The following is a 13,422-nucleotide window of genomic DNA, read 5'->3' as shown; positions in this document are numbered from 1 at the left end:
CAGCCGGCCCGGGACCGCGGGCCGGCTGGGCCGATGCCCCCCGTCTCGCCCCATGCCGCGATCGTCACAGCATGGGGCGGGTCACGGAGAAAGCCTCTGAACCGCCAGGGGCTCCCGGCTCAGCGGCGGCCGAGGCCGCGGTCGACGGCCTTGATCAGCTCGCCGTCCGGGGTGTCCCCGTCCAGTGACCAGAACATCGCGCCGCCCAGTCCCTTGGCGCGGACGTACGCCGACTTGGTGCGCAGGACCTGCGGGTCGTCGTACGTCCACAGCGTCGTGCCGTCGAAGAGCCAGGCGTGGCCGTTCCTGACGTCGCGGTGCACGGTGTACGCCCCCGAGTCCGCGAGCTTCTTCAGTGCCTTGTAGTCCTCGTTGCCGTTCGCCCAGGTGCCCGGCGCGGGGCCGGTCGCGGGCTGGCCCATGCCGGTGCCGCCGCCGGAGACGCCGGTCCAGCCCTGGCCGTAGAAGGGCATGCCGACCACGAGCTTGCGCGCCGGCGCGCCGCGCCGCAGCCAGTCGTTGACCGTCTGGTTGACGCTGAAGTCGTCGGTCTTGGCGAAGAGCGCGGACTGCTGGGCGGTCGTGGGCTCCCAGGTGCCGTGGAAGTCGTATCCCTGGAGGTTCACGAAGTCGAAGTCCCGCATGATCTTGGAGACTTCGAAACCGGCGTCGATCTTGGCCGGGGCCGTGGGGACGAAGGCGGTCAGCTCGTAGTGCTTGCGCTTCTGCTGGTGCTTCCGGGATTTGGCGTAGGTGTCGAGCTGCTTGCGGAACTCCCGCACGAGCGCGGTGAAGTTCTGCTTGTCCTCGGGGCGGAACACGGTGCCGACGTCGCCGGCCGAACCGGGCCACTCCCAGTCGAGGTCGATTCCGTCGAAGAGGCCCGCGGCGGCTCCCGGGCCGCCGCGACCGCCGTCGGCGGGCAGATTGCCCTTGATGTAGAGGTCGACGCAGGAGGAGACCAGCGCGCTGCGGGAGGCGGGAGTGCGGGCCGCGTCCGAGAAGTGCTTCGACCAGCTCCAACCACCCAGCGAGATAAGGACCTTGAGGCCGGGATGCTTCGCCTTCAGCTCGCGCAGCTGATTGAAGTTGCCGGCGAGGCGCTGGCCGTCGGTGTCGGCCACGCCGTCGACGGAGCCGGCCGCGTCCAGCGGGCGTACGTAGTCGGCCCAGGCGTCGGCCTCTCCCGGGGTGTTGCCGGTGAAGCACTTCCCTTCGGCGCTCACGTTCCCGAAGGCGTAGTTGATGTGGGTCAGCCTGGCCGCCGCTCCACTGGTGTCCATGTCCTTGACCTGGTAGTTCCGGCCGTAGACGCCCCATTGGGCGAAGTAGCCGACCCGCTTGTACGAGGGCTGGGAGGGGTGCGAGGGCTGCGAGCCATGCTTGTCGCCGTGCGAGGCGGGGTCGGCGCCCGCGGAGGGGGCGAGGGTGGCCACGAGGCCGAGGGCGAGGGCGGCGATGGTCAGCCGGGAAAGGTTCTTTCGAGGCATGAGGCTCGTTTCCTGTGCGTGTGCCGGAAGGGAGCGGTGTTCGGCGGTGCGCACAGGAACGTATTGGTCTGGACCATTAACGTCAAGATGTCTGGCGGTTGTACCGGGGGTAAGTATTCGTACAGCGCCAAGTCGCCGCGTCGGGAGGCGACTTGTCCGACGCTCACGAGCGGCCACCCGGGGTCGGCGTGCCGGCGCGCGCGGCGGACTGGTCGAGCGGGGCCGCCGAGGTTCTCCCGGCTAGGACTTCTTCGCCGCTCGGGCCCGATGGGCCGCGACCGTCGTCCGGCTCGCGCACGCGTTGGAGCAGAACCGGCGTGTCCGGTTGCGGGACTGGTCCGCGAAGTAGTTTCCGCACCCGGTCGCGGCGCATCGCCCCAGCGTCACCGCCGGGTCCCCGGCCGCGACCAACGCGAGCTTGGCGGCGATCAGTTGGCCGACCCAGCGCTTGGCCGGGGTGCCGTTGCGGCTGAAGTGGATGTGCCAGCCGTCGAGGCCGTCGTGGTCGGACAGGTGCATTTCCGGCGGATAGTCGCGCAGTAGACGGTGCACGGCTTCGGGGGCGGCGCCGTCGACCGACTGTGCCAGGGCCGCGCGTACGAGGTCCGGCAGTTCGCCGTAGTCGCCGCCCGCCGGTGGAGTGACCTCGTGTTCCGCGAAGAACGCGGCCACCAGTTCGCCGTGCTGGTCGAGCGTCCCGGTGTTGGCCAGCTCGACGGCCAGCCGTGTCGCGTTCTCAATGTAGTCACCGTACTGCACTTGACCACCTACATCGCCGGTTCTTACTGTAGGCGTCATGCTATCTGATGACACCTACGTGGCCCGCCGTCTGCACATGCTCGGGGAGTGGGACGCCGCGCTCACCGTCCTGGGCCCGGACACCGAGCCCGAGCTGCGCGCCGAGATCGCCGTCGACCGCTGGTTCTTCCGGATCGAGGGCCACGAGGAGGCCGAGAAGGCGGTCGCGGCGCTCGATCCCGTATCGCCGACCGCGCATCTGCTCACGGCGCGACTGGCCTACAGTCGCCTGCTGTTCCGGCGCGACCCCCGCGCCGACGACCGTGCCGCGGCCGAGGCCGGCTACCGCGCGGCGGCCGAGGGCGGCGACGAGATGACACGCGGCTGGGCGGAGTACCACTGGGCCGTGCTGCTGGACAACATCGACGAGGACGCGGCCGGCGCGCTCCCACGCTACGAGACGGCCCTTGAGATCGCGACGAGGTCCGGCGACGGCTACTTCGAGTCGTACATCATCCGGCACCTCGCACCGCACAAGGAGCCCGCCGAGCGGATCGCGATGCTGCGCCGCTCACTCCATCTGCGCGCCGCGCTCGGCGCCCGGCCCCAGACGGTCGCCGCGCAGGCCATCCTCGCCGACAACCTCCCCGAGAACGACCCCGAACGCGCCGAACTCATACGGACGTTCCGTCCGGGCGCGGAAGAACTGCGCATCGGCTGGCTCCTGTCCGAGAACTGATCCGCCGAGCGTCCCGGACGCCCGGGTCCCCCTCGACCCGCACGGCAGTAGTTTGATCCGGGGCGGGTCCATTCGGGGTGCCGTCCGAGGTGCCGACGGATTCGCGATCGGAGCAGTTCACGTATGACCTTCGACGGGCTGCGGCATGTACTGGTGCGGGCCGGGGACGGGCCGTCCCCGTTGTACGAGGCGGAGCATCCCGGCGCTTTCGAGGACCTCGGTGCCTTCACCCGGGACCTCGCGCCGGACGACCCCCGGCTGGACCTCCCGGTGGAGCTGGCGGACGCGCTGCGCTCCTGGCGGTCGGCCCACCCACCGGGTGGCTTCGCCTCGCGCCCGGATCTGCGTAATTACGTCAAACGGGGTCTGACGGCCGCCCGGCGACTGGCCCGGCACCTTGGGCCGTCCTGGACGGTGCGCTACTGGGACGAGGCCAACAGGTCCGCGAAGTGGCTGTGTTGGGGCTGCGACCGCCTCCACCCGGAGCGCGAACTCCACGGCGCGCCCCCGCACCCGCTCGACATCACGGTCGAGGGCGAGTACAGGTTCGGTCCCCTGCGCTCCGACGGTTTCGGGGACTTCCCGCCGGATGACCCCGTCGCCGCCCTGCGCCTGTCCGACGACCTCGTCGCCGCTCTGCGCGCATGGGCGCGGAGCATCGACAGCACGCTGAACCTGCAGCTGCGAGACCGGGAGGACGGCAAGTACGACGCCGAGTGGCAGCGGCTGTTCCACGAGGGAACCGACCTGGCGGAGCGGACCGCGCACGAACTCGGCCCGGCCCGGACGGTGACGTACAAAGGGCTGGCGAACGGCGGCCTGGACGCGCTGACGTCGATCACCTGGCAGGGGGACCGCAGGTTGTAGACGGAGGAACGAGGCGGGTGGGGCGGGGGAGAAGCGCCCGGCTTCCGTACGACGCGACGGCCCTGACCCGGCCTGCCGCAGACGGTGGACGCGGCCGGCGGACGACGGACGCGCCGGTCGTACGGCCGGTCCCGACCTGAACGGCGCAAGGAAACCCCACACAGCGCGAAAAGTAGCTCATCGCGTGCATTGATTGCGGTATGCGGTTCTCTGTCTGCTCCCTGCCATGAGGAGAGCGGGCCTTCGCTGCCGAGCTGTTGGAGTCCCCCTTGTCCATCGCCGAGCCGGGCGTCGTCCGGAGCCTGGAGAGTCGGCGGCCGACCGCCTATCTCCTGGCGTCGGTGCGCGGTGTCGGCCAGGTGGATCTCCAGGCGAGCATCTGGACAGGCGCGTTCATCCTTGCCGGGCTGTGGACGGCGGGCTGGCGGACCGGTCTCTTCGCCACCCTCGGCACCCTCTTCGCGACGGCGAGCGCCTACGCGCTGGGTGTCGACCGGTCCGGCATCGCGCTCGGCCTCCAGGGATACTGCGGCTGTCTCACCGGCATCGCGCTGGTCACGTCGCTGGGGCACCACCCGGCGACGTACGTGCTCACGGTCGTCGGCGCGATCATGTGCACCCTGCTGATGGCCGCGCTGACCACGCTGCTGACGCCGTACGGACTCACCCCGCTCACCGCACCGTTCTGCCTGGTCTCCGGGGTGATGGTGCTCGGCGCGCCGTCCTTCGACCGGATCTGGCAAGGCGCGCCGAACTCCGTGTCCAGCACCACCGGCGGAGACACCGCGATCTCCTGGGACGACCTGTGGCACGCCTTCTTCAGCAACGTCTCCCAGGTCTTCCTCGTCGAGACCTGGTACGTCGGCCTCATCATGCTCGTCGGTCTGGCCTTCGCCGGGGTGCGCGTCGTGCTGTACGCGGCGGCCGGCAGCGTCGTCGGGATCATCGCCGCCTGGGCGCTCGGCGCTCCGACTGCGCTGATCGCCGACGGCATCTACGGATACAACGCCGTGCTCGTCGCCATCGCCGTCGGCGCGGTCTTTCTCACCCGCACGGTGTGGAACGGCGCGTACGCCCTCTTCGGAGCCGCGGCCACCACCGGTCTGACGGCTTCGCTGACCTCGTTCTTCACCTCGTTCGGCGGCCACACCTTCACCTGGCCGTTCATCCTCACGACCTGGGTACTCATGGCGGCCGTCCCGCTGCTGCCACGCCTGACCAGGACCGGCTGACCGCCGGCCACCCCACTGCCCCGCCCCTCTCCCGCATCGCTCCGAGGAAGGTACCGACGATGAACCTCGCACCGCGCGAGATCGACAAACTGCTGGTGTACGTCGTGGCCGACCTGGCCCGCAAACGCCGCAGCCGCGGCCTCAAACTCAACTACAGCGAGGCCGTCGCGCTGATCAGCGAGGCGATCCTGGAAGCCGCGCGAGACGGCAGGAGCGTCGCCGACTGCATGGAACTCGGCCGGCAGATCGTCGGTGAGGACGACACGATGCCGGGCGTACGGGACATGCTCGGGCTGCTCCAGATCGAGGCCTCCTTCGTGGACGGCACCAAGCTGGTGTCCTGCCACGACCCCGTCGGCGGCTGAGCCCGGTGTCGGAAGGCCCCCGGTTGATCGCCGTGTGCGGCCACGAGGCCGCGTACGGAAGGGCGCTGCGCGGCCTGGTCGACCCCGCGGTGACCGTCGTGCCCAACGGGCGCCAGCTGTACCGGACCGTCGCGGCGCTGACCCGCCGGGGCCAGGAGAGCTGTGTCGTCCCCATGACGCTCGGCCGCGACCCGGAACTCGTCGCGGACACCGCCCGCACCCTGAGCGCCCTGCCCGCCGCCGAACGCTCGAAGACCGTGCTCGCCGAGCCGTTCGGTACCTCCCAGCACCTGATCGGCTGGTTGCGCACGGCGGCCGGCCGTACCCCGGACACCGCCGCCCTGCTGGTCACCGCGCCGGCCGGCGGACCGTTCGAGGACGCCGAGCTGTACCGGGTCGCGAGTCTGGTCCGCCGGTACGGCGGCCACGCTCTGGTCGAGGTCGCCTTCACCGGCGGTGATCCCGACCTCGCCGAGGGGGTCCGGCGCTGTGGGCTGCTCGGCGCGTCGCACGTGGTGCTGCTCCCGGCGGCGTTCGCGCGGCCGGACCTGCCCGACGTACCCGGTACGCGGGTGGAGGGCGCGGGCCCGTCGATTCCGCCCGCCGCGCTGGCCCGGGTGCTCGCCGAGCGTGCGGCCGACGCCCGGCGGCGCCGGGACGAACACGGCGACGACGGCATCGCCGCCGGACTGACCGCAGCCGACAACCACGGCCACTCCCACACCCACCCACCGGGCGAGGGGCATGACCACGACCACGGACACTCGCACCCGCGTCAGCACCCACAAACGCAAACACAAACGCAAGCGTCAACACCTACGCACGGTGCGGGCCAAGTCGTCAGGAGTACCGCATGACGTTCCATCAGAAGTACCTCTACGGCAAGGAACCCGTCGAGATCAACGCCGGTCGCCGCACGGTCAGGCTCACCGTGAGCAACACCGGCGACCGCGCGGTTCAGGTCGGCTCGCACTACCACTTCTTCGAGGTCAACTCGGCGCTGTCGTTCGACCGTCGGCAGGCGCTCGGCATGCACCTCAACATTCCCGCCGGCACATCGGTACGTATCGAGCCCGGCGGTACGCGCGAGGTGGAGCTGTGCGCGTACGCCGGAACCGGCCGACTCGTCGGCTTCAGCGGACTGCTCAACGGCAGCCTCGCCTCCCACCCCGCCAGGGTCGAAGCCGTCCGCAAGGCGATCGAGCAGGGCTTCCAAGGCGCTCAGAACAGTGCGGACGACGACTCCGGCGTACCGGCGGAACGCCCCAAGAGCACCAAGAGCACCAAGAGCCCCGCGGTCGCCAAAAGCCCCACGGCCGCCAAGACGGCCAAGACGGCCAAGACCGCCAGGACCACCAAGACCGCCAAGGCGAAGAAGGGTCCGCGCTGATGCCCATCCTGCCGCGCAAGCAGTACACCGACATGTTCGGCCCGACGGTCGGCGACCGTTTCCATCTCGCCGACACCAACCTCGTGGTCGAGGTCGAGAAGGACTTCAGCGAGGGCCAGTACGGGGACGAGGTCCTCTATGGCGGCGGCAAGACCATGCGCGACGGCATGGCCTCCGACCCGCAGGCCACGAGCGGCCAGGGCGCACTCGACACCGTCATCACCAACGTCGTGGTCATCGACCCTGTCGTGGGTGTCGTCAAGTGCGACATCGGCATCAAGGACGGTTTCATCGCCGGCATCGGCAAATCCGGCAACCCGCAGACGCAGAACAACGTGCACCCCGACCTGGTCATCGGGCCCGGTACGGAGGCCATCGCCGGTGAACACCTCATCGCCACAGCCGGCGCCATCGACAGTCACGTCCATCTGATCTCGCCGCAGCAGGCCGAGCAGGCACTCACCAACGGCATCACCACCCTCATCGGCGGTGGCACCGGCCCGTCCGACGGTACGAACGGGACCACCTGCACACCCGGCCCGTACAACATCGCCCGCTTCCTCCAGGCGGCCGAGGCATTCCCGGTCAATCTGGGCATCATGGGCAAGGGCAACGGGAGCCTCCCCGAAGCGCTCGACGAGCAGATCGAGGCCGGGGCCTGTGCCTTGAAGGTCCACGAGGACTGGGGCGCGACCCCCGCCGTGATCGACAACGCGTTGAACGTCGCGGACCGGTACGACATCCAGGTGGCCATCCACACCGACAGCCTCAACGAGAGCGGCTTCTTCGAGGACACCCGCTCGGCCATCGACGGCCGCACCATCCACACCTTCCACAGCGAGGGCGCCGGTGGCGGTCACGCACCGGACATCATGCGGGTGGCGGGCGAGCCGAACGTACTGCCGTCGTCCACCAACCCGACCCTGCCGTACACGAAGAACTCGGTGGACGAACTGCTCGACATGGTCATGGTCTGTCACCACCTCAGCCATGACATCCCCGAGGACGTCTCCTTCGCCGACAGCCGTGTCCGCGCCGAGACGATCGCCGCCGAGTCGGTGCTGCACGACCTCGGCGTGATCAGCATGTTCTCCTCCGACTCGCAGGCCATGGGCCGGGTGGGGGAGACCGTCACCCGCGCCTTCCAGACCGCCCACCACTGCAAGGACAAGCTCGGCACGCTGGAGGGCGACTCCGCGCGCAACGACAACCAGCGGGTGCTGCGCTACCTCGCGAAGGTCACCATCAACCCGGCCATCGCCACCGGCATCTCGGATCACGTGGGCTCGATCGAGAAGGGCAAGCTCGCCGACATCGTCCTCTGGCCCATCCACTCCTTCGGAGCCAAGCCGAAGATGGTGATCAAGGGCGGCATCATCTCGTGGGCGCGGATGGGCGACCCCAACGCCTCGCTGCCGACGACGCAGCCGGTCATCTACCGGCCGATGTTCGGGCAGTACGGCAAGGCGTTGCAGGCGACCCACGCCACCTTCATGTCCCAGGCCGGGATCGCCGCCGGGGTCCCGGCCGAACTGGGCCTGGAACGCATGGTGTTGCCGGTCAGCCGCACCCGCACCATCGGCAAGCACAACATGGTCCGCAACAACGCCCTGCCGGACATCGAGGTCGACCCGGAGACGTTCAAGGTCACGCTCAACGGCAAGGTCGCCACCATCGACCCGGCCGATGAACTGCCCCTCAACCACCTCTTCTTCCTGGTCTAGGCGATGTACCGCGACGAGAACGGCACCCCGGCGGAAGCCGGCCCGCCCGACCTCGCCCCGACGACGGCCGCCGCCGGCCCAGGAGCGGCGCTCGGACCGCTTCTGATCAGCCTTCAGCTGACCGACTCGGCGTTCCCGAGCGGCTTCTACACCCTGTCGCACAGCCTGGAGGGCTTCGCCCACGCCAAGGCGGTCGACTCGGCCACCCTGCCGCTGCTGCTCGAAGACCTGCTGCTGCACGGCGTCGGACCGGCCGACGCCACCGCGCTCGCCCTCGCGCACCGGGCGACCCTGGCGGGCGACCCGGCGGCCGTCGTCGGCATCGACGAGCATCTGTTCGCCACCAAACTCGGCCGGGAGATGCGCCAGGCGGCCACCCGCACCGGTCGCCAACTCCTCGATCTCGCCCGGGAGGTGTTCGACCGGCCGGAGATCGGTGACCACTTCGAGCGCGTCGTACGTGGCGAGACCCCCGGTACCCAGGCGGTGGCCGCGGGCGTCATCTACGCGGCGACAGGTGTGCCGGTCCGCCAGGCCGTCGCCTCGGACCTCTTCGCCTTCTGTGTGAGCTTCGCGGGCGCGGCCCTGCGACTGCGGCTGACCGACCACCGACGGGCACAGACACTGCTGCGCGGCGCGGCCCCCGTCATCGAGGCGGCCGTCGACGCCGCGCTGCGGCGTGAACTCGCCGATGTCGGTGCCACCGTCTTCGCCTCGGACGTCATGTCGGGCCGTCATGAACGCGCGGAGGCGCGGCTGTTCGCCAGCTGAACCCTACGAAGCAGGGAGCACCATGGACGACAACGTACTGCGGGTCGGCGTCGGCGGACCGGTCGGATCCGGCAAGACCGCCCTCATCGAGGCACTCGTACCGGTGCTGATCGAGCGTGGCCACCGCCCCTCCGTCATCACCAATGACATCTACACGCAGGAGGACGCCCAGCACATCCGCCGCACACTCGCCGGAGTTCTCGAACCGGAGCGTGTCGTCGGCGTCGAGACGGGCGCCTGCCCGCACACCGCCGTACGCGACGACCCCACGATGAATCTCGCGGCCGGTGCCGAGATGCTGGAGCGCTTCCCCGACACCGACACGCTGCTCTACGAGTCCGGCGGCGACAACCTCACGCTCACCTTCAGCCCCGCCCTGGTCGACCTGTTCCTCTTCGTCCTGGACACCGCCGAGGGCGAGAAGATGCCACGCAAACGAGGCCCCGGCATCACCGAGTCCGATCTGCTCGTCATCAACAAGATCGACATCGCGAAGTATGTGCGCACCGACATCGACGTCATGGAGTCCGACGCCCACCGGGTGCGCGAGAACCGTCCCGTCGTGCTGACCGACTGTCTCACCGGCGTGGGCATCGAGGACATCGCGGAGTATCTCGAATCGCGCCGCAAGGCGCTGATCTGACATGCCGTCAGCCCCGCCCCGGCCCGACCGGCTCGCCATCGGCCACTACTCCGCGGTCCGCCTGCCCCCGGAGGTGGCCGCCCTGGCCTCCGTACCGGACACGCTCGCGCCCGGCTCACCGGCCAAGGTCGGCATCCTCGATCTGGCCTTCGCCGTACGGGGCGGGCGTACCGAACTCGTGGAGCGCTACCAGAAGACGCCGTTGCAGATCATGCGTCCGCTGTGGATCGACCCCGAACTGCCCGGCATGAGCTACGTCTATCTGATGGCGACGGGCGGCGGCATCGCCCAGGCCGACCGCTACCGGATGGACTTCCGCTGCGGGCCGGACACCCAGGTGCATCTCACCACCCAGGCGGCCACCAAGGTCTTCCGGATGGAACACGACTACGCGAGCCAGCGCGTGCATCTGACGGTGGACCCGGGCGCGTACGTGGAGTATCTGCCGGACCCGCTGATCCCGTTCAAGGACTCGCGGTTCTACCAGCGCACCGAGGTCACCGTCGCCCCCGGCGCCAGTGTCGTCATCGGCGACACCCTGACCGCGGGACGGCTCGCCCGCGGCGAGCGTCACGACTACCGGGTCCTCGCCACCGATCTGCACATCAGCCGGCCCGACGGCACCCTCCTGGCCATCGACACCCTGCGCCTGGCCCCGGACACCGGCCCGTCCGGCGGCGGTGTCGTCGGCCCCGGCGTGTTCGCCGGGCACGACCATGTCGCCTCACTCTTCGTCGTCTCCGACCGCGCCCCCGCCACCGGCATCGCCGACACCCTGCACGAGGCACTGGCCGGGCTCGGCGTCCGGTACGGGGTCAGCGTGCTGCCCCGCGACTGCGGTGCCTGGCTCCGGCTCCTGGACGACAGCCCCGTGCGCGTCGCCGCCGCGCACACCGCCGCCTGGCAGTCCGTACGCCGACTGCTCACCGGCCACCCGGCCCCCGACCTGCGCAAGACGTGACCGCAAGACGTGACCGCAAGACGTGACCGCGAGGCTGTCGCGTCACCGCCGAGCCCCGACTCCCCACAGCCCGGCATCCCCACACCCCGGTACCCCCGCACACCGACCACGAGGTTTCCGCCGATGCACATCGCTCCCGCGCCCATGCCACCCGCGTACGACTCCGGCGACACCGCCTGGCTGCTCGCCTCCACCGCCATGGTGCTGCTGATGACGCCGGGACTGGCGTTCTTCTACGGCGGCATGGTGCGCACCCAGCACATCCTGATGATGATCAAGATGAGCTTCGCCGCGCTCGCTTTCGGCACGCTCGTCTGGTGGGTGATCGGCTACACGCTCGCGTTCGGCCCCGACGTCGGCGGTGCCGGGCTCATCGGCAATTTCGACCACGCGTTCATGCGCGGCATCGAGCTGAACACACTGACCGGTCATATCCCCACGTACATCTACAGCACCTTCCAGATGGGCTTCGCCATCATCACGGTCGCGCTGATCAGCGGCTCGATCGCCGACCGCGCCACGATGAAGGGCTGGCTCGTCTTCGTCGTGCTGTGGCTGCTCATCGTCTACATCCCGATCGCGCACTGGGTGTTCGACCCGGACGGCTGGATCGTCAAACACCTCGGCGCGCTCGACTTCGCCGGCGGTCTGCCGGTGGAACTCAACTCCGGAGTGGCGGGGCTCGCCGTGGCCCTGGTGCTACGGGCCCCGCGCGACTTCGCCCGGCGCGAGGAGCGGCCCAACAACATTCCACTCGTCGTGCTCGGTGTCGGACTGCTCTGGTTCGGCTGGTTCGGCTTCAACTCCGGTTCGGCGCTGACCGATCAGGGGACCGCGGCGGCGGCGTTCCTCAACACGCAACTCGGCGCGGCCGGTGCCATGGTCACCTGGCCGCTGGTGGAGAAGTGGCGTACCGGGAAGGTCACCACCGTCGGGGTCGTCTCCTCGGCCGTCGCGGGTATGGTCGCCATCACCCCCGCCTGCGGCGAGATCAACACGCTCGGCGCGGTCGTCACCGGCCTCGTCACCGGCGCGGTCTGCGCCTTCGCCATCACACTGAAGTTCCGCTTCAACGTGGACGACACCCTCGACGTGGTGGGTGTGCACGGCGTCGGCGGTCTGATCGGGCTGATCATGGTCGGCCTCTTCGCCACCGCGCGGATCAGCGGCCACAAGGGCCTTTTCTACGGAGGCGGCTGGGGTCTGCTCGGCAAGCAGGTCGTGGCCATTCTCGCCGTGATCGCGTTCTCCTTCGTTCTCACCTGGCTCATCGCCAAGGCGGTCGAGCTGACCGTCGGCTTCCGCGCCAAGGAGGAGTACGACAGCGTTCCCGGTACGGAGCGTGAGCGGGCGTACGACTTCCGGACCGCCGAGCGCCTCGGTGCCCTGGTCCCCGACAAGACGGTGACCAGCGACGACGAACTCGTCAGACAGATCACCAAGCTGCTGCGGGCCCGCGAGGAGTCCAAGTGACGGACTCGTCGCCCCTGCCGTCGCACACTCGACTCGTAGCCGCGCCCCCTGTCAGCGGGCGCGCGGTTCGGGTGGGGAGGTGCCGCCCGCCAGGGGGGAGCGGGCCAGTTCGAGGCAGCCCGCCGTGATCAGGGCGACCGCGAGGAGTTCGGGGAGGAGCCACCAGCCGGTGCGTACGCTCTCGCCGAACAGCGTCACCCCGTAGGTGATGCTGATCAGCGCGTCACCGAGCGTCAGCATCGGCTGCGACGCGACCAGGGAGCCGGCCTGCAGGGCGTTCTGCAGGAGGAACAGCGCGCCGATTCCGGCGACGGCGGTGGCGTACAGCTGCCAGGAGGCGAAGAACGTGGCGAGCCCCGCCCCTTCGTCGAGCTTGGCCACGGCGTCCTTGAGAAGCGCGGCGGTCAGGGCGTACGCGCAGGCGGCCGCGAGGCCCAGCAGCGCGGCACGTGTGTTCTTCCGGGTCCGGCGCGCGGCGGCGATCACCAGCGCCTCGAAGATCCCGGTGATGATCAGCGCCGGGACCCAGGAGAGACCGGCCACGGTCTCACTGCCGCCGGTCGGCGCGGCCGAACCGAGGCCCACCGCCAGACCGAGGGTCACCGCGGCCACGCCGTACCAGGCGGTGCGCGGCAGACTGGAGCGGAAGACATAACTCGCGATCAGCAGCGTCATGGGCAGCTCGATGACGAAGATCGGCTGTACGACGGCGATGGGCCCGGTCGCGAGCGCCACCGCCTGGCAGACGGCGGCCACGATCACCAGCGCGATACCGGCGAGCCAGACGCGTTGCCGGAGCAGATGCCCGATCAGCGCCAGGCTGAGGGATTCGGAGTCGGGCGCCGTGGAAGCGGCGCGCCGCTGGAGCACGGAGGCGGAGCCGTTGCTGAGGGCGGTCAGCACGGCGAACAGGACACTGATCACCGCCCCATCATGCGGGCGGCGGGCGCCGGGGCCGCTCTCATCGGGGGCGATGCGGCCGCGCGGCGGCCGAACGGGTTATCCGGGCGCGGCGGCCCGGCCGACGGC

At 70.0% G+C, this 13,422-nt stretch carries 14 protein-coding genes; 11 read left to right on the top strand and 3 right to left on the bottom strand.

Annotated elements, in window-relative coordinates:
- Positions 1-119: 119 nt before the first annotated feature.
- Positions 120-1,490 carry a glycoside hydrolase family 18 protein gene (locus ACFUN8_RS34070; RefSeq protein WP_383646381.1) on the bottom strand — a complete coding sequence of 457 codons (1,371 nt, stop codon included), beginning with the start codon at positions 1,488-1,490 and terminating at the stop codon, positions 120-122.
- Positions 1,491-1,730: 240 nt separating this feature from the next.
- Entirely contained in the window at positions 1,731-2,249 is a 519-nt protein-coding gene (locus ACFUN8_RS34065) for a CGNR zinc finger domain-containing protein (protein ID WP_383646378.1), read from the bottom strand.
- Positions 2,250-2,286: 37 nt separating this feature from the next.
- Here ACFUN8_RS34065 and ACFUN8_RS34060 point away from each other — a divergent pair, with 37 nt between their 5' ends.
- The 11 genes from ACFUN8_RS34060 (at position 2,287) to ACFUN8_RS34010 (ending at position 12,393) form a co-directional block, all read left to right on the top strand.
- Positions 2,287-2,967, top strand: a complete 681-nt coding sequence (locus tag ACFUN8_RS34060; protein WP_383646376.1) for a hypothetical protein — start codon at positions 2,287-2,289, stop codon at positions 2,965-2,967.
- A gap of 123 nt (positions 2,968-3,090) precedes the next feature.
- The gene (locus tag ACFUN8_RS34055; protein WP_383646373.1) at positions 3,091-3,834 is read left to right on the top strand and encodes a hypothetical protein; all 744 of its coding nucleotides are present in this window, start codon (positions 3,091-3,093) and stop codon (positions 3,832-3,834) included.
- 269 nt (positions 3,835-4,103) lie between these two features.
- Positions 4,104-5,066 carry an urea transporter gene (locus ACFUN8_RS34050; protein WP_383646370.1) on the top strand — a complete coding sequence of 321 codons (963 nt, stop codon included), beginning with the start codon at positions 4,104-4,106 and terminating at the stop codon, positions 5,064-5,066.
- Between the two features lie 59 nt (positions 5,067-5,125).
- Entirely contained in the window at positions 5,126-5,431 is a 306-nt protein-coding gene (locus ACFUN8_RS34045) for an urease subunit gamma (RefSeq protein WP_383646367.1), read from the top strand.
- A 5-nt stretch (positions 5,432-5,436) separates the two neighbouring features.
- On the top strand, positions 5,437-6,288 hold the full coding sequence (locus tag ACFUN8_RS34040; RefSeq protein WP_383646364.1) for a sirohydrochlorin chelatase: 852 nt from the start codon (positions 5,437-5,439) through the stop codon (positions 6,286-6,288).
- A complete protein-coding gene (locus ACFUN8_RS34035) occupies positions 6,285-6,821 on the top strand; it encodes an urease subunit beta (RefSeq protein WP_383646361.1) in 537 nt (178 codons plus the stop codon). The genes ACFUN8_RS34040 and ACFUN8_RS34035 overlap by 4 nt, the downstream gene beginning before the upstream one ends.
- On the top strand, positions 6,821-8,545 hold the full coding sequence (gene ureC / locus ACFUN8_RS34030; RefSeq protein ID WP_383646358.1) for an urease subunit alpha: 1,725 nt from the start codon (positions 6,821-6,823) through the stop codon (positions 8,543-8,545). The genes ACFUN8_RS34035 and ureC overlap by 1 nt, the downstream gene beginning before the upstream one ends.
- Before the next feature lie 3 nt (positions 8,546-8,548).
- Complete coding sequence (locus ACFUN8_RS34025) at positions 8,549-9,316, top strand: urease accessory protein UreF (RefSeq protein WP_383646355.1); 768 nt, start codon at positions 8,549-8,551, stop codon at positions 9,314-9,316.
- A gap of 22 nt (positions 9,317-9,338) precedes the next feature.
- Positions 9,339-9,959, top strand: a complete 621-nt coding sequence (ureG, locus tag ACFUN8_RS34020) for an urease accessory protein UreG (protein ID WP_383646352.1) — start codon at positions 9,339-9,341, stop codon at positions 9,957-9,959.
- A gap of 1 nt (position 9,960) precedes the next feature.
- Positions 9,961-10,920 (top strand): urease accessory protein UreD, encoded by a 960-nt coding sequence (locus ACFUN8_RS34015; RefSeq protein WP_383646349.1) that lies wholly within the window; start codon positions 9,961-9,963, stop codon positions 10,918-10,920.
- Between the two features lie 123 nt (positions 10,921-11,043).
- Entirely contained in the window at positions 11,044-12,393 is a 1,350-nt protein-coding gene (locus tag ACFUN8_RS34010; RefSeq protein WP_383646346.1) for an ammonium transporter, read from the top strand.
- A 51-nt stretch (positions 12,394-12,444) separates the two neighbouring features.
- On the opposite strand, the gene ACFUN8_RS34005 is transcribed toward ACFUN8_RS34010, so the two are convergent.
- The gene (locus ACFUN8_RS34005) at positions 12,445-13,317 is read right to left on the bottom strand and encodes a DMT family transporter (RefSeq protein ID WP_383646344.1); all 873 of its coding nucleotides are present in this window, start codon (positions 13,315-13,317) and stop codon (positions 12,445-12,447) included.
- Between the last annotated feature and the right edge of the window lie 105 nt (positions 13,318-13,422).

The sequence above is a fragment of the Streptomyces sp. NPDC057307 genome, assembly GCF_042667665.1.
Lineage (GTDB): Bacteria > Actinomycetota > Actinomycetes > Streptomycetales > Streptomycetaceae > Streptomyces.
This window is presented reverse-complemented; position numbering and strand designations above follow the sequence as displayed.

Coding starts and splice junctions, on each gene's coding strand:
- ACFUN8_RS34070 (WP_383646381.1), bottom strand. CDS start 1,490: ATGCCTCGAAAGAACCTTTCCCGGCTGACCATCGCCGCCCTCGCCCTC.
- ACFUN8_RS34060 (WP_383646376.1), top strand. CDS start 2,287: ATGCTATCTGATGACACCTACGTGGCCCGCCGTCTGCACATGCTCGGG.
- ACFUN8_RS34055 (WP_383646373.1), top strand. CDS start 3,091: ATGACCTTCGACGGGCTGCGGCATGTACTGGTGCGGGCCGGGGACGGG.
- ACFUN8_RS34045 (WP_383646367.1), top strand. CDS start 5,126: ATGAACCTCGCACCGCGCGAGATCGACAAACTGCTGGTGTACGTCGTG.
- ACFUN8_RS34035 (WP_383646361.1), top strand. CDS start 6,285: ATGACGTTCCATCAGAAGTACCTCTACGGCAAGGAACCCGTCGAGATC.
- ureC (WP_383646358.1), top strand. CDS start 6,821: ATGCCCATCCTGCCGCGCAAGCAGTACACCGACATGTTCGGCCCGACG.
- ACFUN8_RS34025 (WP_383646355.1), top strand. CDS start 8,549: ATGTACCGCGACGAGAACGGCACCCCGGCGGAAGCCGGCCCGCCCGAC.
- ureG (WP_383646352.1), top strand. CDS start 9,339: ATGGACGACAACGTACTGCGGGTCGGCGTCGGCGGACCGGTCGGATCC.
- ACFUN8_RS34015 (WP_383646349.1), top strand. CDS start 9,961: ATGCCGTCAGCCCCGCCCCGGCCCGACCGGCTCGCCATCGGCCACTAC.
- ACFUN8_RS34010 (WP_383646346.1), top strand. CDS start 11,044: ATGCACATCGCTCCCGCGCCCATGCCACCCGCGTACGACTCCGGCGAC.